The organism is Streptomyces sp. NBC_01433 (genome assembly GCF_026340105.1).
GTDB lineage: Bacteria > Actinomycetota > Actinomycetes > Streptomycetales > Streptomycetaceae > Streptomyces.
Window position 1 is genome coordinate 5,048,737 of sequence record NZ_JAPEPM010000001.1, and the last position, 15,774, is coordinate 5,064,510.

At 70.7% G+C, this 15,774-nt stretch carries 24 protein-coding genes; 14 read left to right on the plus strand and 10 right to left on the minus strand.

All coding sequences use genetic code 11. The features are described 5' to 3' along the window. The first annotated feature begins 2 nt into the window (after positions 1–2). From sufU to OG413_RS22700, 3 genes are all read left to right on the plus strand, one after another. Positions 3–458 (plus strand): Fe-S cluster assembly sulfur transfer protein SufU, encoded by a 456-nt coding sequence (gene sufU / locus OG413_RS22690; RefSeq protein ID WP_323137886.1) that lies wholly within the window; start codon positions 3–5, stop codon positions 456–458. Next, complete coding sequence (locus tag OG413_RS22695) at positions 455–793, plus strand: metal-sulfur cluster assembly factor (RefSeq protein ID WP_073720270.1); 339 nt, start codon at positions 455–457, stop codon at positions 791–793. The genes sufU and OG413_RS22695 overlap by 4 nt, the downstream gene beginning before the upstream one ends. A 262-nt stretch (positions 794–1,055) precedes the next feature. Next, positions 1,056–1,271: a DUF6243 family protein gene (locus OG413_RS22700; protein WP_266808240.1), complete on the plus strand. Its 216-nt coding sequence runs from the start codon at positions 1,056–1,058 to the stop codon at positions 1,269–1,271. Positions 1,272–1,388: 117 nt separating this feature from the next. Here OG413_RS22700 and OG413_RS22705 read toward each other — a convergent pair whose 3' ends face one another. From OG413_RS22705 to OG413_RS22725, 6 genes are all read right to left on the minus strand, one after another. Then, entirely contained in the window at positions 1,389–1,844 is a 456-nt protein-coding gene (locus tag OG413_RS22705) for a hypothetical protein (protein ID WP_266808242.1), read from the minus strand. Positions 1,845–1,917: 73 nt separating this feature from the next. Beyond that, on the minus strand, positions 1,918–2,151 hold the full coding sequence (locus tag OG413_RS47140) for a DUF6879 family protein (RefSeq protein WP_353962290.1): 234 nt from the start codon (positions 2,149–2,151) through the stop codon (positions 1,918–1,920). 326 nt (positions 2,152–2,477) lie between these two features. Further along, complete coding sequence (locus tag OG413_RS22710) at positions 2,478–3,035, minus strand: hypothetical protein (RefSeq protein WP_266808243.1); 558 nt, start codon at positions 3,033–3,035, stop codon at positions 2,478–2,480. Between the two features lie 35 nt (positions 3,036–3,070). Next, complete coding sequence (locus tag OG413_RS22715; protein ID WP_266808245.1) at positions 3,071–3,301, minus strand: hypothetical protein; 231 nt, start codon at positions 3,299–3,301, stop codon at positions 3,071–3,073. A 47-nt stretch (positions 3,302–3,348) separates the two neighbouring features. Continuing rightward, positions 3,349–3,753, minus strand: coding sequence for a hypothetical protein (locus OG413_RS22720; RefSeq protein WP_266808246.1), 405 nt, complete (start codon positions 3,751–3,753; stop codon positions 3,349–3,351). Continuing rightward, positions 3,750–3,995 (minus strand): hypothetical protein, encoded by a 246-nt coding sequence (locus OG413_RS22725; protein WP_266808247.1) that lies wholly within the window; start codon positions 3,993–3,995, stop codon positions 3,750–3,752. Before OG413_RS22725 ends, OG413_RS22720 begins: the two co-directional genes overlap by 4 nt. A gap of 107 nt (positions 3,996–4,102) precedes the next feature. On the opposite strand from OG413_RS22725, the gene OG413_RS22730 reads away from it, so the two are divergent. From OG413_RS22730 to OG413_RS22750, 5 genes are all read left to right on the plus strand, one after another. Further along, on the plus strand, positions 4,103–4,933 hold the full coding sequence (locus tag OG413_RS22730) for a helix-turn-helix transcriptional regulator (protein WP_266808249.1): 831 nt from the start codon (positions 4,103–4,105) through the stop codon (positions 4,931–4,933). Further along, positions 4,930–5,136 (plus strand): DUF397 domain-containing protein, encoded by a 207-nt coding sequence (locus OG413_RS22735; protein WP_266808251.1) that lies wholly within the window; start codon positions 4,930–4,932, stop codon positions 5,134–5,136. Before OG413_RS22730 ends, OG413_RS22735 begins: the two co-directional genes overlap by 4 nt. 34 nt (positions 5,137–5,170) lie before the next feature. Continuing rightward, positions 5,171–5,380 (plus strand): DUF397 domain-containing protein, encoded by a 210-nt coding sequence (locus tag OG413_RS22740; RefSeq protein WP_266808253.1) that lies wholly within the window; start codon positions 5,171–5,173, stop codon positions 5,378–5,380. Positions 5,381–5,414: 34 nt separating this feature from the next. Beyond that, positions 5,415–5,624 (plus strand): DUF397 domain-containing protein, encoded by a 210-nt coding sequence (locus OG413_RS22745; protein WP_266808255.1) that lies wholly within the window; start codon positions 5,415–5,417, stop codon positions 5,622–5,624. Positions 5,625–5,754: 130 nt separating this feature from the next. Then, positions 5,755–6,588 (plus strand): aldo/keto reductase, encoded by an 834-nt coding sequence (locus OG413_RS22750; protein WP_266808257.1) that lies wholly within the window; start codon positions 5,755–5,757, stop codon positions 6,586–6,588. Between the two features lie 81 nt (positions 6,589–6,669). Here the strand turns inward: OG413_RS22750 and OG413_RS22755 are convergent, their stop codons facing one another. Beyond that, complete coding sequence (locus tag OG413_RS22755; protein ID WP_266808259.1) at positions 6,670–7,671, minus strand: hypothetical protein; 1,002 nt, start codon at positions 7,669–7,671, stop codon at positions 6,670–6,672. A gap of 326 nt (positions 7,672–7,997) precedes the next feature. Here OG413_RS22755 and OG413_RS22760 point away from each other — a divergent pair, with 326 nt between their 5' ends. After that, entirely contained in the window at positions 7,998–8,318 is a 321-nt protein-coding gene (locus OG413_RS22760; protein ID WP_073720260.1) for a multidrug efflux SMR transporter, read from the plus strand. After that, positions 8,318–8,872, plus strand: a complete 555-nt coding sequence (locus OG413_RS22765; RefSeq protein WP_266808262.1) for a TetR/AcrR family transcriptional regulator — start codon at positions 8,318–8,320, stop codon at positions 8,870–8,872. The genes OG413_RS22760 and OG413_RS22765 overlap by 1 nt, the downstream gene beginning before the upstream one ends. An 83-nt stretch (positions 8,873–8,955) precedes the next feature. On the opposite strand, the gene OG413_RS22770 is transcribed toward OG413_RS22765, so the two are convergent. Next, the gene (locus OG413_RS22770; protein ID WP_266808264.1) at positions 8,956–9,843 is read right to left on the minus strand and encodes a winged helix-turn-helix transcriptional regulator; all 888 of its coding nucleotides are present in this window, start codon (positions 9,841–9,843) and stop codon (positions 8,956–8,958) included. Between the two features lie 125 nt (positions 9,844–9,968). Between OG413_RS22770 and OG413_RS22775 the strand changes: the two genes are divergently transcribed. Both OG413_RS22775 and dapD read left to right on the plus strand, forming a co-directional pair. Then, on the plus strand, positions 9,969–11,315 hold the full coding sequence (locus tag OG413_RS22775) for an MFS transporter (protein ID WP_266808265.1): 1,347 nt from the start codon (positions 9,969–9,971) through the stop codon (positions 11,313–11,315). Positions 11,316–11,325: 10 nt separating this feature from the next. After that, the gene (dapD, locus tag OG413_RS22780) at positions 11,326–12,324 is read left to right on the plus strand and encodes a 2,3,4,5-tetrahydropyridine-2,6-dicarboxylate N-succinyltransferase (protein WP_266808267.1); all 999 of its coding nucleotides are present in this window, start codon (positions 11,326–11,328) and stop codon (positions 12,322–12,324) included. On the opposite strand, the gene dapA is transcribed toward dapD, so the two are convergent. Continuing rightward, a complete protein-coding gene (gene dapA / locus OG413_RS22785) occupies positions 12,321–13,208 on the minus strand; it encodes a 4-hydroxy-tetrahydrodipicolinate synthase (protein ID WP_266808268.1) in 888 nt (295 codons plus the stop codon). The two genes, dapD and dapA, sit on opposite strands and share 4 nt — an antisense overlap. Positions 13,209–13,435: 227 nt before the next feature. Between dapA and OG413_RS22790 the strand changes: the two genes are divergently transcribed. Then, complete coding sequence (locus OG413_RS22790) at positions 13,436–14,110, plus strand: DUF4232 domain-containing protein (RefSeq protein WP_266808269.1); 675 nt, start codon at positions 13,436–13,438, stop codon at positions 14,108–14,110. 18 nt (positions 14,111–14,128) lie between these two features. Here OG413_RS22790 and OG413_RS22795 read toward each other — a convergent pair whose 3' ends face one another. Beyond that, on the minus strand, positions 14,129–14,923 hold the full coding sequence (locus OG413_RS22795; protein WP_266808271.1) for a phosphodiesterase: 795 nt from the start codon (positions 14,921–14,923) through the stop codon (positions 14,129–14,131). 140 nt (positions 14,924–15,063) lie between these two features. On the opposite strand from OG413_RS22795, the gene OG413_RS22800 reads away from it, so the two are divergent. Then, a complete protein-coding gene (locus tag OG413_RS22800) occupies positions 15,064–15,771 on the plus strand; it encodes an antibiotic biosynthesis monooxygenase (RefSeq protein WP_266808273.1) in 708 nt (235 codons plus the stop codon). Positions 15,772–15,774 lie beyond the last annotated feature (3 nt).

Below are 15,774 nucleotides of genomic sequence, written 5' to 3' on the forward strand. Positions count from 1 at the left end.
TGGTGAAGCTGGAATCCATGTACCAGGAAGTGATCCTGGACCACTACAAGCACCCCCACGGGCGCGGCCTGCGGGACGGCGACGCCGAGGTGCATCACGTCAACCCGACGTGCGGTGACGAGATCACGCTCCGGGTGAAGTACGACGGCGAGACCATCGCCGACGTGAGCTACGAGGGACAGGGCTGCTCCATCAGCCAGGCCAGCGCCTCAGTTCTCAACGAGCTGCTGGTCGGCAAGGAGCTCGCCCAGGCGCGGAAGATCCAGGACGCGTTCCTGGAGCTGATGCAGTCCAAGGGCCAGCTGGAGCCGGACGACGAGATGGAGGAGCTGCTGGAGGACGCGGTCGCGTTCGCCGGTGTCTCCAAGTATCCGGCCCGGGTCAAGTGCGCGCTGCTGAGCTGGATGGCGTGGAAGGACGCGACGGCGAAGGCGCTGTCCGAAGGGAAGACGGCATGAGCGACAACGAGACTCTCACCACCAAGCCGGCCTCCGAGGAGGAGGTCCGCGAGGCGCTGTACGACGTGGTCGACCCCGAGCTGGGCATCGACGTCGTCAACCTGGGCCTGATCTACGGCATCCACGTCGATGACGCCAACATCGCCACCCTCGACATGACCCTGACGTCCGCGGCCTGTCCGCTGACCGATGTCATCGAGGACCAGGCGAAGTCCGCCACCGACGGCATCGTCAGCGAGTTGCGGATCAACTGGGTCTGGATGCCGCCGTGGGGCCCGGACAAGATCACGGACGACGGGCGCGAGCAGCTGCGCGCGCTGGGCTTCAACGTCTGAGACACGCGGCGAACGGCCATGCCCGCCAGGGACACCGGCGGGCATGGCCGTTCGCCTGTTCCGCCACGTCGTCGATTCCCGGTGCGTCCGCACCGTTCCGCAGCGAGGCGTCTATAGAACCGGGTGGCGTCTTTGTCATGTTCGTCCAGACGCCGATTTACGAGTGAGAGCGTGATGGGCCCCTGCTGACGCCCTTCGGCGTCGCCACCCGTCCCTCACCGATGAATCCGTAGATCACTTCACATCATTACCGGGAGAACCTATGACCGTGAGCAAGAACATCAACAACCCCGTGGGCATGGGCGGCGGCCAGCGCAAGAGGCTGTCCCGCGCGGAGCGGCAGAACAACGGTCCGCACCGCAACCTCGACCGCCAGGGCGCGGCCGACCAGAAGGCGGAGCTGGTGCGCAAGATGCGCGAGAAGGCAGGCGTAGCCGAGGGTGCCGGGCAGTCGGGCGACGACACCGCACAGAGCTGACGCGCCGCCGCCGCAGGGCGGCACCGCACGGGGCAGGGTCCGGACCACGACGCGCGGTCCGGACCCTGCCGTCAGCCCCTCCGCGTCCGCCTGCGCGGTGAGCGTCGGCGGCAGGGGTCAGGTCCGCTTGCGGCTCGCGATCTCATCAGAGAGCTGCTGCACGTGGGCGGGGTCCGCGTCCCGGGCAAGGGCGACGTAGTGGTCCATGACGGCCGGGCGGTAGCGCACGGGCGACGTCTGTCCTGGGGCGAGCCGGGTGAGCTCGGTGATCGTGAGGTCTTCGTCTGCGATACCGCGGAACGAGATGCCGCCGACGGTCTCCACGTCGAACATCAGGACCACGCGTGGACTGCCGTCGCTGCTGACCTCCCGCCAGTCGACGAGAACGCCGAGAGCAAGCGCCCCCGTACGCAGATCCGCGTTGCGCTTCCGTGCATCACTGCTGAGGAGCGGGTTCGGGGCGACGCCCGGGAAGTCGGGCCCGACGCCGAGCGATTCCCGACTCAGGTCGGGCCTGAGCTGCGCCATCAGATCGTTGAGGTTGAGCTTCTGCTTCTTCTTCGAGCCGAACATCCTGACCCCTCCCTCACACCGGTGCCGGAATCTCGGCCTGGTGCTCCGCCTTCAGTGCGATTGTACGGCGCGGTCATTCCCGGCCTCCGTCGTATCCGACGTCGTGCCAGCCTTCCCGCCAGTCCGCACGGTTGTCCGGCGTGAATATGCGGCGGCCCTCACACCATTCAAGGAAATCGGGGTCTGTACTCGCGTACTGATCACGAACCTCTAGGTGGATCGCGGTTCGCCGAGCACGAGGCAACGGCTCACGGGCCGGAGGCTCCATCGGCGGTGTCTCCATCCGGTCGGGGATGTACTGGATCATGGCCTTGGGCAGCCGAATGATTGCTTCGTGGTCCGGGACGTCCGCACGGTGACCGGGAACCGAACCGATCTCCTGGCAGGCTTTCACCTCCTCTCGTGCATGTGTGCCATGGAACCGGACAGCGCGGGCAAAGCGTCACCTGACCGGGGCGTCAAAGCGATGAGGGCGCGCGAGCCCCCGCCGAGCTGCGGACGGTTGAACGGGCCGAACGCGGACGCGCTCACGTCAAGGCCGGCGGCGGCGCGGAGCTGGTCACCCCCGCCAAAGTCGATGGTGAGTGCGGCGGCTGTCCTGAACGGCCGACCGGGCCGACCGGGTGTGCCGGGTCAAGGGAGCGCTACGACCGTCACGCCGCGCAGCTCGCGGTGGAGACGGGTCGCGAGCATGCCGGGATAGCGGGGCTTGCTGTACGGGGAGAGCTGGTCATGTTCGGAGGTGACCCACCCGTTCGCGGTGAGCCGGTAGAGGGCGCCCGACACCCCGTAGAGGTGGGGTTTGCGCACGCGGAGCACGGCGAACCGACCACGGCGCAAGTGCGGGCATTGTCCGACCGATACCCGTGCGTGCTCGGCGCACAGGGGTGGCATCGCGGTCACGGACCGTTCGGGCCACGTCGGGGGCGAGTCCTCACGCAGCCAGTCGATGAAGAGCCAGCCGTCCTTGTTCCGGTCCGCGGGGCCCGCACAGATCTGGCACAACATGCCTTCCATGCAGAGGCGTTGGCGGAGCGGATGCATGGAGTCGTACAGGACGCGTCCGCCGGGCCGGTCATGGACCCGCACCCACAGGTTGCCGTGTTTGTCCCGGTCCTCCGGGCGCGTGTTCCGGTACGCGAGCTGAGGCCCGTTGGCACCGTCACCAATGGTCAGTTCGGAATGCGACACGCCTTGATCGGTACTTCGCGAGGCGACGAACGGGGTCAACACGCGTCTCCCCCGACTCCGGTGCGGCGCCCCCGGACCGGTACGCCCCATTCCACGAAGCGCTCACGGAGCCCCGGGCGGCTGACGCCGTACTCCACGGCCAGAGCCGCCATCCCCGCCCCCTCCTGGTACGTGGCGGTCAGAGCCGCGCGTGAGGCGTACACCCGGTCCTGGGCGGCTCTCACGTCCGCGTTGGTCCGGCGGGTACGGCTGCGCTGGTCGAACATGGGGCCCATCTGCTCCTGCTCTCTTTCGTGTGCGGGGGTCGGAAGAGTCACGTGTGCACCGGGGGTATGCCGGTTCGGGGTGTGCCCGGCAGGGGACAGGGTCGGGCGGCGAGTCCGTACCAGCAGGCGTCGTCGCGGGCGATGAACTCGAACGTGAAGCCCGCGGCGAGTCGCCACAGTGCGTAGTCCTGGTGCCCGATGTCCTCGGCCCACGCGCGAAGGTCGGCGGGTGCGTCGCGCCCGGCGTGTGTCACCGGGTGCAGGGCGGCGGGCGGCACCCACGGTGCGTGGGCGGCCGGGTCCAGCGCTTCGGCGAACCACAACGCCCGGCCGCGGAGCCAGCGCAGCGCCAGCCGCCGGGACGGTGCGACGAACCCACCGAGCTCCACGCGCCTCACCGCGTCACCGCCGCTGACCTCGGCCGCGTAGTGCGTGGCTGTCCTCCCGGTCACAGCAGCCGCCCCTCACTCCGGGCGTTGCGCCGTGCGGTCTCGGCCCGCAGCCGCTCTATGCGGGTCGCGGGGCGGAGGTGTTCGGGGTCGGCTTCCCATTCGACTCCGCCCCGGACCGGGCGCAGCGCCCAGTACGGGCCGGCGACCCCTCGGAACTCCCCGACACGGTCTTTGCGGCTGGTGTCCACCATGAGTGTGCCGGGGGTCGGTACGCGGCGGGCTTCCTGTGGTTCGACAGGCATAGTCCCGCTCCTCTCCGTAGCCGTTTCACTACCAAGAGGGCCCAGCGTGACCTACAGTCGGAATGTCTTCAACTGGACTGATTTGCTTGATGAGTGAGGAAACTCGCATGGTGAACCGGAAGACACTCGACCCGGAGACGTCGCCCATGCAGGCGTTTGGCCAGTGCTTACGGCAGGCCCGGGACGAGCGCGGGTGGACGCAAGACGAGCTGGGCGTGCGCATGGGCATTACCGGGTCGCATGTTTCTGCCGTCGAAACTGGCCGTCGCCCACCAACTAATCGCTTCGCGCGTAGTGCTGACAGTGCGTTGCGCACGGGAGACAAGTTCGAGCGCCAGAGCCGTGCGCTGAAGAACACGGCCCTGCTGGAGGGGTTCCCGGAGTACGTGCGGCAAGAGGTGCGCGCCGCAGAGATCAGGCTCTATGAAGTCGGCGTCATCCCTGGACTGCTCCAGACGCCGGATTACGCGGCGACGCTGGAGGCGGACGCGGTACGCAGGGAGGCAATCACGGCCGAGCAAGCCAGTGAGCGGGTCGCTTTGGTGGCAGAGCGACAAGCGGCACTTGCTCGTTCCCCCTCACCCCTGATCTTCGCGGTACTTGACGAAGGGTGCATCCTTCGACCGATGGGCGATCCTTCGGTCATGGATGCTCAGTTCGCCCAGTTGCTGGAGTTCGCCGAGCGGCCGAACACCCTGCTTCAAATCGCTCCGTTCCGTATGGGAGCGCGTCGGCCGTTCAGCCTGCCCATCACGGTGCTGACACTTCCGGACCGCTCGCTTGTGTCGTACGCCGAGTCCTCGCAGCGGGGGCATTTGGAACGCGAAACCAGCTTCGTACTGCCCATACTGACGGCCTACCATCAGCTTCAGGCCGAAGCCCTGTCCCAAGCGGCATCCGTGGCCATGATCGAGCAGGTACGAAAGGGCATCCCGTGACCGAATCCCCCGGTTGGTTCAAGTCCTCATACAGCGGCAACGGTGGCCAGTGCGTCGAGGTCGCTGCCAATCTTGTCGCCTCGCGCGGCATCGTTCCCGTACGTGACTCCAAGGATCTGAGCGGCCCGGTTCTGAGCTTCCCTGTCGGCTCGTTCGCCTGCTTCGTGGCGGGTGTTAAGGCCGGAGAGTTCGGCACCGTCTGACCGCCCGGTCCGACCAGCTACGAAAGGGCTCCCTGTGACGACCGAATCTCCGCGTTGGTTCACGTCCTCATACAGCAGCAACGGCGGCGCTTGCGTCGAGGTCGCCGCTAACCTCGTTGCCCCGTGCGGCACAGTCCCTGTCCGCGACTCCAAGCGCCCGACCGGCCCCGTCCTGGATTTCCCCGTCGGCTCGTTCGCCTCCTTCGTGGCGGGTGTCAAGGCCGGAGAGTTCGGCACCGTCTGACCGCCCGGTCCGACCAGCTACGAAAGGGCACCCCGTGACGACTGAATCCCTCCATTGGGTCAAGTCCAGCTACAGCGACAACGGTGGCACATGCGTCGAATGGGCCCCGTCGAATACGTCCTCCACCGGTATAGTCCCCGTCCGCGACTCCAAGCGCCCGACCGGCCCCGTCCTGGATTTCCCCGTCGGCTCGTTCGCCTCCTTCGTGGCGGGCGTCAAAGCCGGAGAGTTCGGCACCGTCTGATCCGTCCGGTCCAGCGCCATCCGGTTCGGCGACGCCCCATCGTGCGGTGCATGATGGGGCTTCTCGCTGTCCGGTGTCGTGGCCAACTCCGCTGCTAGGGTCGCCACTTGAGCGAGGGGAAGGGTGGCGTATGACGTCGTTTCTTATCGGCGGGGATCTGGACGTGCGGCGGCTCGGGTTCGGGGCCATGCAACTGCCCACGGAGCCGGGTGCGGCCAGGGAGACCTCTTTCGCGGTGGTGCGGCGGGCTGTCCGGCTGGGCGTCACGCTGATCGATACCGCGTATATGTACGGCGGTGGAGCCAACGAGGAACTCCTGGCCGAGGCCCTGCACCCCTACCCGGACGGGCTGCTGATCACCACCAAGGTCGGCGTAGCCCGGTCGAGCCCCTCGGACGAGTGGAAGCTCGACGGACGGCCCGCGGTTCTGCGTGATCAGGTCGAACAGGCATTGCGCCGACTGCGCGTCGAGCGGATCGAGCTGCTTCAGCTGCACCGTATCGATCCGGAGACGCCGCTCGCCGACCAGATCGGCACCCTGCGCGACCTGCGGACCGAGGGAAAGATCGGCCGGATCGGGCTGTCCGAGGTCACCGTCGACGAGCTCGGCCGGGCGCGGGAGATCGTCGACATCGCGAGTGTCCAGAACCGCTACAACCTGCTCGACCGCGAACACGAGCCCGTGCTCGCGGCGTGTGAGGCGGCGGGCATCGCGTTCCTGCCGTGGCGCCCGGTCGCCTGGGGGAAGTCCGGGGCGCGGGACGAGATCGCCGCCGTGGCTGCCGAGGCCGAGGCCACCCCCACCCAGGTCGCTCTCGCCTGGCTCCTGGGCCACTCGCCGGTCATCCTCCCCATCCCGGGCACGGCCCGCGTCGACCACCTGGAGGAGAACCTCGCCGCCGAACGCCTCCAACTGACCCCCGTCCAGCGCGATCGCCTCAATCGTCTGCCCGCGTCGGCATAGGTCCGGGCAGGGAACAGCCCCGGCGGTCGCGGGGACTGCCGGGGCTGTGCGCGGGCGGAGGCGGCGGGGTGCCCGGTGGCGTTACGCGGAGGCCGGGGGCGGACCGTACTGCTCGGGCAGCACGACGGCCGCCTCGGCCAGGACCGGGCCCAGGTTCTCCGTACGCATGCGCCGGTCCACGTAGAGCAGGCCGACGATCAGCGGCGGGAAGATGGTCGACAACAGCTGGCTGATCAGCTGGCTGATCAGCACGACGGCGAAGAGGCCGCCCATGGCGGCCAGGAGCTCGGCGCCGGACGGTTCGGTGCCGAGGTCCGAGGCGTCGGTCATGCCCGGCAGTGAGCCCAGGGCCGAGAACGGCATCTGGAGCATCGAGCCCGCCATCGACGCCATCACGTACCCGAGCAGTGAGATCCCCAGGACGCGCCACCAGTCGCCGCGCACCAGCCGGGCCGAGCGGCGCAGGGCCGCGAACGGGCTCTGGTTCTCGAAGACCACGATCGTCGGAGCCAGCGAGAACTTCACCCAGAGCCAGATCGCCAGCGGTGCGAGGGCCAGGGCGCCGACGACGGCGAACCACATCATCGGCAGGACGCCGTCCGCGTCGCCCAGCGAGATGAAGTAGATCATCACGCCGATGAAGGCGGTCATGGCGAGTACGACCGGCACGAAGGCGATCAGCGCCGTGAGGAACACCGTGCCGATCATGGCCCCGACCCGGGACCAGGCGCGGCGCCAGGCCGCGCCGAAGGTGATCGGCCGGCCCAGTACGGCTTCCTGGAGTATCGCCGGGACCGCCGCCTGCATCAGGGCGGCGGCCACGATGTACACGGCGATGCCGACGGCCATCAGCACGCTGAAGGCGATCAGCAGCGGGATCAAGTCCTGCGAGTGCGCGCCTCCCGCGTGGTCGTCGACCATGACCGCGTCCCAGTGGTCCGCGACGGAGGAGTACGCGATGAGGGCCCCCACGGCCATCAGCAGCGCCGCCCCCGCGAAGACGGCCAGCCCCATGCCGAACAGGGGCTTCCAGTAGCGGCCCATGGTGGAGAAGGCGCCGCTGAGTATGTCCGAGACCCTCATCGGGGCGAGGGGTATGACCCCCGGCTTCGGCGGTGCCGCCCAGGGGCTGCCCCAGCCCCCACCGTCCCAGCCCCCGCCGCCGTACGGACCCCCTCCGTGGGGAGCCCCTCCGTACGGGCCTCCGCCGTGCGGGCCCCCGCCGTAGGGCGCGCCCCCGTTCGGGCCACCGCCCCACCCTGCATCCTGCGTCACTGCGTCTCCGTTGTGTCGTCGGCCCGTGCGGGCCGTGCCATGTCATATGCCATGTCGTCGGTCGGGACACCGTAGCGTCCCGGGCGTTGCCGCAATGTGTACGGCCGTACGCAACGATGCGTACACTTGTACACATGGGATACGGACTGCTGGCAGCGGCCATCACGGCCGAGGTGGCCGCGACGACGGCCATGAAGTACAGCGAGGGATTCACCAGACTCTGGCCCTCGCTCATCACCCTCGTGGGGTATGTCCTCGCCTTCTCCCTCCTCGCGCAGACGCTGAAGACGCTGTCGGTGGGCACGGCCTACGCGATCTGGGCAGGAGTGGGCACCGCCGCCGTCGCCGCGATCGGCGTGATCTTCATGGGGGAGTCGGGCAGCCTGTTCAAGGTGGCGGGCATCGCCCTGATCATCGCCGGAGTCGTGGTGCTCAACCTGGGCGGAGCCCACTGATGGCCCGGCGTTACGACCCCGAGCGGCGCGAGCGCATCATCGACGCGGCCATCCGCGTGGTCGCCGCCGACGGCATCACCGGGCTCACCCATCGCTCCGTCGCCGCCGAGGCGGATGTGCCGCTCGGCTCGACGACGTATCACTTCGGCTCGCTCGACGAGCTGCTGATCGCCGCCCTGCGCCGGTGCAACGAGGGCTTCGCCCAGGCGGTGAGGGAGAGCAGTGTCTTTGCCGCGCCCTCCGGTCAGCGGTGCGGCGCCGAGCTGGCCGACGAGCTGAGCAGGCTGCTGGGGGAGTGGTTCGAGGGCGAGCGCGGGGCGACGGAGCTGGAGTACGAGCTGTATCTCGCCGCCCTGCGCCGCCCCGCGCTGCGTCCCGTCGCCGCCGAGTGGACCGATGGCGTGGTCGAACTGCTGGTCCGGCGCACCGACCCGGCCACAGCGCGGGCGCTCGTCGCGCTGATGGACGGGATCTGCCTCCAGGTGCTGCTCACCGGCGGGTCCTACGACGCGGCGTACACCCGGGAGATGCTGGCCAGAGTCGCCGGTGCCTGACCGTGCCCGCCTGACCCTGCCCGCCTGACCCTGCCCGCCTGACGGCACCGGGGCGCAGCCGGTGTGCCGGGTGCCCGGTGCGGTCAACTGGGCGTGTTCAGGCGGCGCACCGTGGTCAGCGCCGTGCGTACGCTCGCCTCGATGTCCGTGATCGGGTACAGCGCCTCGTGGATCGTCCGGTCCCGGTCCACCACCAGCGTCAGCCGCTTGAGCCGGCTGACGCCCGCCGCCCGGAACGTCGGCAGCCGCAGGGCCGCCGTCAGCGACAGCTCGGCGTCGGAGAGCAGCGGGAAGCGCAGTCCCTCCGCGTCGGCGAACGCCCGCTGCTCGTCCGGGCGTTGGGTGGACACCCCGTGCACGGTCGCGCCGGCCTCCGTGAACTCCGCCCACCGGTCCCGGTAGGTGCACGATTCGAGGGTGCAGCCGCTCGCCCCGGGAATTTGCCCCCACCCCGGCGGGTAGGCGTCCTGGCGCGCGTACGCGCCGGGGAAGCAGTACAGGACCGTGTACGGGGTGGTGTCGGCGACCGGGTCGCGCGGTGCGCCGTCGTGGTCGGGCATGCGCAGCTCCGGCAGCCGGGTGCCCACCAGGGCACGCACCCGTGCCGCCTCCTTCGAGGACTCGGCCGTCGTCGCCATCGTCTCCCCTTCCCCCAGCACCCAGGCGTCGCCCCAGTCCTGGAGCGCGATCAGTACGGGCAGCAGGGCGCGGCCGCGCGGGGTGAGCCGGTACTCGTACCGGACGGGGCGGTCCTGGTACGGCTCCCGCGCGAGCACGTCCGCCTCGACCAGCAGGCGCAGCCGTTCGGTGAGCACCTTGCGCGAGACGCCCAGCTCCTGCTGGAGGGCGTCGAAGCGGTGCACCCCGCGCGCCGTGTCGCGCACGATCAGCAGGGTCCACCAGTCGCCGACGACGTCCAGCGCCTGGGCGATCGAGCAGTCGGCGTCCGCCAGGCTGGTGCGCTGTGGCATGGCTCGCCCTCTTCCGTTCGTGGCTTCCCTCGGCTGTCGGTCCCGGTCAGTTGTACGCGGTTGACCTGCCGAAAGCATGCTGCCATAGTCCGTTCCCAAAAGGAACTTTATCGGGGGCGGGTGGAATGGGAATGCTGCGCGGAGTGCCGAGAACGGTACGGCTGCTGGCTGTGGGCGCATTTCTCAATGGCGTCGTCAGTTTCACGTTCGTCTACCTCTTCGTCTATCTGACGGGACCGCGCGGTCTGTCCGTCACCCAGGCCGGAGTGATCAGCGGCATCGGCGGTGTCGGGCTGGTCGCCGGGAACTTCACCGGGGGCTGGTTCGGCGACCGCTACGGGCACCGCCGGATGCTCCTGATCGGCGCCTGTACGAGCGGTGCCGCACTCGTCACCCTGCCCGCCCTGCCGATCGCCGCCCTCTACGCCGTGCTGCCGATCGCCCAGTACGCCTCGGGCGTCGTACGCGCGGCCAACTCCGCACTCGTCGCGGTGTCCGTGCCCGAGGGCGGCCGACGCCAGAGCTTCGCCCTCACGCGCTTCGCGGCGAACGGGGGCTTCGCCGTCGGACCGCCGCTCGGCGCGCTGATCGCCGCCCGCTTCTCGTACGACTGGCTCTTCCTGGCGGACGGGTTCGGCACCCTGCTCTTCGCCGCGTACGTGGCCAGGATCCTGCCGGCTCGCGTCGTCGCGCACACCGGGTCCGCGAGCGACCCGCACGCGCCGGGGCTCTGGCGCGAACTGCGGGCCAGACCAGCGGTGTTGGTGCTGCTCGCCGCGATCGTCTGCGTCGACCTCGTCTACCGGCAGCAGTACTCCACCCTGCCCGTGTTCCTCGCCGACCACGGCCTCGGCACCCAGTTCTACGGCTGGCTGATCGCCATCAACGGCGGTGTCATCCTCTGCCTCGAACTGCCCGCCGCGCACGCCCTGCGCAAGCGGTCGCCGCTCGGCATCGTCGGGGTGGGCCTGCTGCTGGTGGGGCTGGGGTACGCCGTACTGATACCCGGGGCCGGAGCGGTGTTCGCCGTCGCGATGATGCTGTCGCTGACGCTGGGGGAGATCCTCTACAAGACGCCCGCCACGGCGTACGTCGCCGACCAGGCGCCCGGCCACGCGCAGGGCCGGTTCCAGAGCCTGTACGCGGGTGCCTCGATCAGCGGTCAGGTTCTGGCGCCACCGCTGGGCGGGGCGCTGTACGCGAGCGCCCCGGCGCTGCTGTGGCCGGTCTGCGCGGTGCTCGCGGGCGGTGCCGGGGTGGCGGTGCTGGCGGCGCGGCGGCTGCGGGAACCGGGACGGCCGCCGCGCGCGGCGGGGTACGGGAAGGGCCAGGCGGCCGGTATCCCGGCGGGGCGCGGCGAAGGCGTGGGGACCGGTGCGGCGGCGGGGTACGGCAAGGGTGTGGGGGCCGGTACGGCGGTGTGCGGCCCGGACGCTGAGACCGGTTCGCCGGAGCGGGCCCCGGCCGGTTAGGTTTCTGTTCATGACCGACACGACTTCCCAGGGTTCTGCCCGCACCACCGGCGCCGTCGCCGCCGGCCTCGCCACCATCGCCGGTGACGGCACCGTCCTCGACACCTGGTTCCCCGCCCCCGGGCTGTCCGCCGAGCCCGGCCCGGCCGGCACGCAGCGCCTCAGCCCCGAGGAGGCCGTGAACCGGCTCGGCGAGGGTGCGGCCAAGGCCCTCGGCGTGGACGCCCGGCGGGGTGTCGAGGTCGTCGCCGTCTCCACGGTCATCTCCTCGCTCGACGACAAGCCGCTCGACGCGCACGACGCGTACCTGCGTCTGCACCTGCTCTCGCACCGTCTCGTCCGGCCGCACGGCCAGAACCTCGACGGGCTCTTCGGCCTGCTCGCCAACGTCGCCTGGACCTCGCTCGGCCCCGTCGCCGTCGACGACCTGGAGAAGGTGCGGCTGAACGCCCGCGCCGAGGGTCTGCACCTCCAGGTCACCTCGGTCGACAAGTTCCCGCGCATGACGGACTACGTCGCACCGAAGGGCGTACGCATCGCCGACGCCGACCGCGTACGGCTCGGGGCGCACCTCGCTTCCGGCACGACGGTCATGCACGAGGGCTTCGTGAACTTCAACGCGGGCACGCTCGGCACCTCGATGGTCGAGGGCCGGATCTCCGCGGGCGTCGTCATCGGCAATGGCTCCGACATCGGCGGCGGCGCCTCCACCATGGGCACCCTCTCCGGCGGCGGCAAGGAGCGCATCGTCATCGGCGAGCGCTGCCTGATCGGTGCCGAGGCGGGCGTCGGGATCGCGCTCGGCGACGAGTGCGTCGTGGAGGCCGGGCTGTATGTCACGGCCGGTACGCGCGTCACGCTGCCGGACGGCCAGGTCGTCAAGGCCCGTGAGCTCTCCGGCGCCTCGAACATCCTCTTCCGTCGCAACTCGGTCACCGGCACCGTCGAGGCCCGCCCGAACAACTCGGTGTGGGACGGGCTCAACGACATCCTGCACGCCCACAACTAACGTGTAGCGGCGAGGAGTTCCTCGTACGCCTCCCGCAGCCCGTCGGTCGCCCCGCGCCCGGCGGGCCGCAGTGGTTCACGGACCGGGCCCGCCGCGAGCAGGGCCTTGGCGGTGACGGTGCCGGGCAGGCCGGAGGCCATCATCAGCTCGGTGAGGTGTGCGGTGAGACCGTTCAGGCGGGCCGCCTCGGCCGTGCGGCCCGCGTCGAACGCGTCCAGGGGCGCCCGCATCTGACGTGGTGCCACATTGGCGACCGTACTGACATAGCCCGCGCCGCCCAGCGCGTAGAGCGGCAGGTTCAGCTCCTCGCAGCCCGAGTAGTACGCCAGCGAGGTCCGGGCCATCACCTTCGTCGAGCCGAGCAGGTCGTACGCGCAGTCCTTCACCGCCACGACGCGCGGGTGCTCGGCGAGCCGCAGCAGGGTCTCCGGTTCGACGCGGGTGCCGGTGCGGCCCGGGATGTCGTACAGCATCAGCGGGATGCCGGACGCCTCCGCGACCCGCAGGAAGTGCGCCTCGACGGCTGCCTGCGGGGGGCGGCTGTAGTACGGGGTGACCACCAGGAGGCCGTCCGCGCCCGCGTCCTCGGCCTCCCGGGCCAGGGCCACCGTGTGCCGGGTGTCGGCGCTGCCGACGCCCGCGACCAGCGTCACCCCGTCGCCGACCGCCTCCCGGACCGCCCGCAGCAGCGCGGTCTTCTCGGCGTCGCCCGTGGTGGGGGACTCACCGGTGGTGCCGCTGAGCACCAGACCGTCGCAGCCGTCCGCGACCAGACCGGCGGCGTGCGCGCGGGCCGCGTCCAGGTCCAGCTCACCGGCGGTGGTGAACGGCGTGATCATGGCGCAGAGCGTGCGGCCGAAGGGGCGTGACGTGAGGGGTGTCATGTCCGAAGTGTCGACCCCGTGATCGTGAAGGTCCACTTAGATCTGCTTGGCGTGAGGGGCAAGCGATGCTGAACAGTCCCTGTCGGCCGGGCGCGCGCCCGGCCGCGGCCGACCGCCGTCTTGGTAGGCCGGACACCCGCATCGGACCGCGCCGCGGTCGCCCGGACCCGGCCGTCTGACATGATCCAACGGACAGGCGGGAGTGGGCCGTTGCGAGGGGTGGGCGCATGGGGAAGCGGGTACGGAGAGCGGTTGCGGCGGCATGGCCGGCGGTGGCCGGGATGGTCCTGAGCGGCTGTTCCGGATTCCTCGTCCCGGCCGGTGAGGGCGAGCGGGAACCCACGCCGAGCGCCACGCGTACGGTCCCGTCCGGCGTGCACGCGGACACCCTGCCGCCGACCCCCGCCGCCCCGCCGAGCCCGCCGGTGACCGGCGCACCGGACCGGGGCTCCCGCCCCGGTGACGGCGCCACCGCCTCCGGCGACTGCCCCGCCTCCGGTGTCGTCGTGGACATGGGGCAGGTGGAGACCGCGATGATGCACCGGGCCGTGGTGCTCACGCTCACCAACTGCGGCGACAAGCCCTACCGCGTCCACGGCTACCCCTCGGTCCAGGCGCTGGGCGAGGAGGGCGAACGGCTGCCGGTCAAGGTGAATCCGGGCGGCTCGTACTTCGGCCAGGACCCGGGGCCGAAGGAGGTCACGCTGAAGCCCGGCGCCACCGTGAAGTCGATGCTCGCCTGGGTCTCCACCCAGGAGGGCGGCGACCTCATCGAGGGCGACGCGCTGGAGATCGCCGCCGCCACCGACACGGGCGCCCGCGTCTTCCCGCTGGAGGGCCACGACATCCGCCTGATGGACGAACTGAACATGACCGCCTGGCGTACCCGCCTGAGCACCTGAGGCGGGTACGCCGGGCAGTCAGCGGCCGAGCAGCGGCGCGGCCGTATGACTCACCGGGACGACATGGGTGACCCAGCCGTCCGCCGCGGTGTCCCCGGTGAGCAGGTGCAGCAGGAAGGACGTCGGCTCGGGCAGGTATCCCGGCACGCCCCCGCCCCGCACCAGACCGCTCTGCAGATACGTGCTCGGGGCGACGGCCACTGTGCTGCCCGCGAACGCCGCCGTGACCGGGCGGTGGACGTGGCCCGCCAGGACCCGTACGACATGCGGGTGGGCGGCGACGACCTCGGCCAGTGCCGCGCCGTCCACCAGGCGCATCGCGTCCAGGAACGGGATTCCGACCGGGACCGGAGGGTGGTGCAGACAGACGAGGGCGGGAACCCCGGGCCGGTGGGCGAGCGCCTTGTCGAGCCAGGCCAGTTGGTCCGGCCCGAGGCGGCCACCGGCCGAACCGGGCACCGTCGAGTCCAGGACGAGAACCGTGAGCGCCGGATGCTCCACCGCGTAGTACGGCCGCCGGCCGCCGCCCAGGAACGGTGTCCCGCCGAACGCCCCGACCAGCGCGCCGGGCACGTCGTGATTCCCCGCCACCAGGTGCAACGGCAGCGGGAGGTCGTCGATCAGCTCGCGCAGCACGGCGTACTCCCCGGGCTCACCGTGCTCGGCCAGATCGCCGGTGACGACCACGCAGTCGGGGCGGGGTTCGAGCGCCAGCACCCGGCGCAGGGCGGTGTTCAGCCCGGTGGCGGGGGCGCCGGCCAGGACACCGGTCGTGAGGTGGGGATCGCTGAGGTGGGCCACGGAGACAGTCATCCCGGAACCCTGCCCCGCCCCGTCCGGCGCGCACCCGGTCGAGTGGGGCCGGCTTGGGGTTCTTGACCTCAAGCGAGCTTGAGGGATCAGTGTGGTGAGCAGCGGCGCACCACCGGGTGCGGCCAGAGGGGATCACCGTCATGACCGTGCAGTTCAACTCCCGGCCCGACCTGACGCGTTCCGATGCCGGCATCGTCAAGGTCAGCACCTGGGACGTCGGTACGCCCGAGCGGCAGCGCCGGAGCGTCGGGGCCATCCGTGAGGCATGGGGAGGCCGCGACTGGCCGCATCCGGGGCTGCTCTCGTACAGCGTGTACACGGGGGAGGACGGCAGGACGCTGCTGCACTACTCGCAGTGGTCCGGTGAGCAGGCGTACCAGGACTTCTTCCGGGAGGGCCGCGACGCGCGCAACGCCGACATCGACGCCGCCGTGCCCGGCATCGAACGCCTCGGGCTGCACACGTACGAGCCGTACCGCTCCACACCCCTGGCCGGGGGCGAGAGCCGTGAGCCCGGGTGTGTCGTGATCGTCGACGTGGAGTTCGCGGGTCCCGACCCGGCCCGGCAACGGGACTGGGTGGACGCGGTGTTCGAGGCGCTGGGCACCGATCCGGCGCCCGCCCCGGGCGGTATCGCCGGGCACTTCCATGTGAGCACGGACGGCACGCGTGTCCTCAACTACGCCGAGTGGGAGAGCGCACAGGCCCACCTCGACGCCCTGTCCGCACCGGGCGACGGCATCGGGTCCCGGACGCCGCAGTGGGAGAAGGTGCGGTCCTGGCCGGGGGTGACCGGCGGCGGTGTGCACCGCTACACGCCCGCGCTCTCCCTCGGCGCGGGCGGGTAGCGG

Bases quoted from the DNA above. Each gene is read 5' to 3' on its own strand.
- OG413_RS22765 (WP_266808262.1), top strand. From the start codon at position 8,318: ATGGCCCGGCGTTACGACCCCGAGCGGCGCGAGCGCATCATCGACGCG.
- OG413_RS22730 (WP_266808249.1), top strand. From the start codon at position 4,103: ATGGTGAACCGGAAGACACTCGACCCGGAGACGTCGCCCATGCAGGCG.
- OG413_RS22715 (WP_266808245.1), bottom strand. From the start codon at position 3,301: ATGTTCGACCAGCGCAGCCGTACCCGCCGGACCAACGCGGACGTGAGA.
- OG413_RS22770 (WP_266808264.1), bottom strand. From the start codon at position 9,843: ATGCCACAGCGCACCAGCCTGGCGGACGCCGACTGCTCGATCGCCCAG.
- OG413_RS22790 (WP_266808269.1), top strand. From the start codon at position 13,436: ATGGGGAAGCGGGTACGGAGAGCGGTTGCGGCGGCATGGCCGGCGGTG.
- OG413_RS22760 (WP_073720260.1), top strand. From the start codon at position 7,998: ATGGGATACGGACTGCTGGCAGCGGCCATCACGGCCGAGGTGGCCGCG.
- OG413_RS22755 (WP_266808259.1), bottom strand. From the start codon at position 7,671: ATGAGGGTCTCGGACATACTCAGCGGCGCCTTCTCCACCATGGGCCGC.
- OG413_RS22800 (WP_266808273.1), top strand. From the start codon at position 15,064: ATGACCGTGCAGTTCAACTCCCGGCCCGACCTGACGCGTTCCGATGCC.
- OG413_RS47140 (WP_353962290.1), bottom strand. From the start codon at position 2,151: ATGATCCAGTACATCCCCGACCGGATGGAGACACCGCCGATGGAGCCT.
- OG413_RS22725 (WP_266808247.1), bottom strand. From the start codon at position 3,995: ATGCCTGTCGAACCACAGGAAGCCCGCCGCGTACCGACCCCCGGCACA.
- OG413_RS22705 (WP_266808242.1), bottom strand. From the start codon at position 1,844: ATGTTCGGCTCGAAGAAGAAGCAGAAGCTCAACCTCAACGATCTGATG.
- dapD (WP_266808267.1), top strand. From the start codon at position 11,326: ATGACCGACACGACTTCCCAGGGTTCTGCCCGCACCACCGGCGCCGTC.
- dapA (WP_266808268.1), bottom strand. From the start codon at position 13,208: ATGACACCCCTCACGTCACGCCCCTTCGGCCGCACGCTCTGCGCCATG.
- OG413_RS22795 (WP_266808271.1), bottom strand. From the start codon at position 14,923: ATGACTGTCTCCGTGGCCCACCTCAGCGATCCCCACCTCACGACCGGT.
- OG413_RS22700 (WP_266808240.1), top strand. From the start codon at position 1,056: ATGACCGTGAGCAAGAACATCAACAACCCCGTGGGCATGGGCGGCGGC.
- OG413_RS22775 (WP_266808265.1), top strand. From the start codon at position 9,969: ATGGGAATGCTGCGCGGAGTGCCGAGAACGGTACGGCTGCTGGCTGTG.
- OG413_RS22750 (WP_266808257.1), top strand. From the start codon at position 5,755: ATGACGTCGTTTCTTATCGGCGGGGATCTGGACGTGCGGCGGCTCGGG.
- OG413_RS22695 (WP_073720270.1), top strand. From the start codon at position 455: ATGAGCGACAACGAGACTCTCACCACCAAGCCGGCCTCCGAGGAGGAG.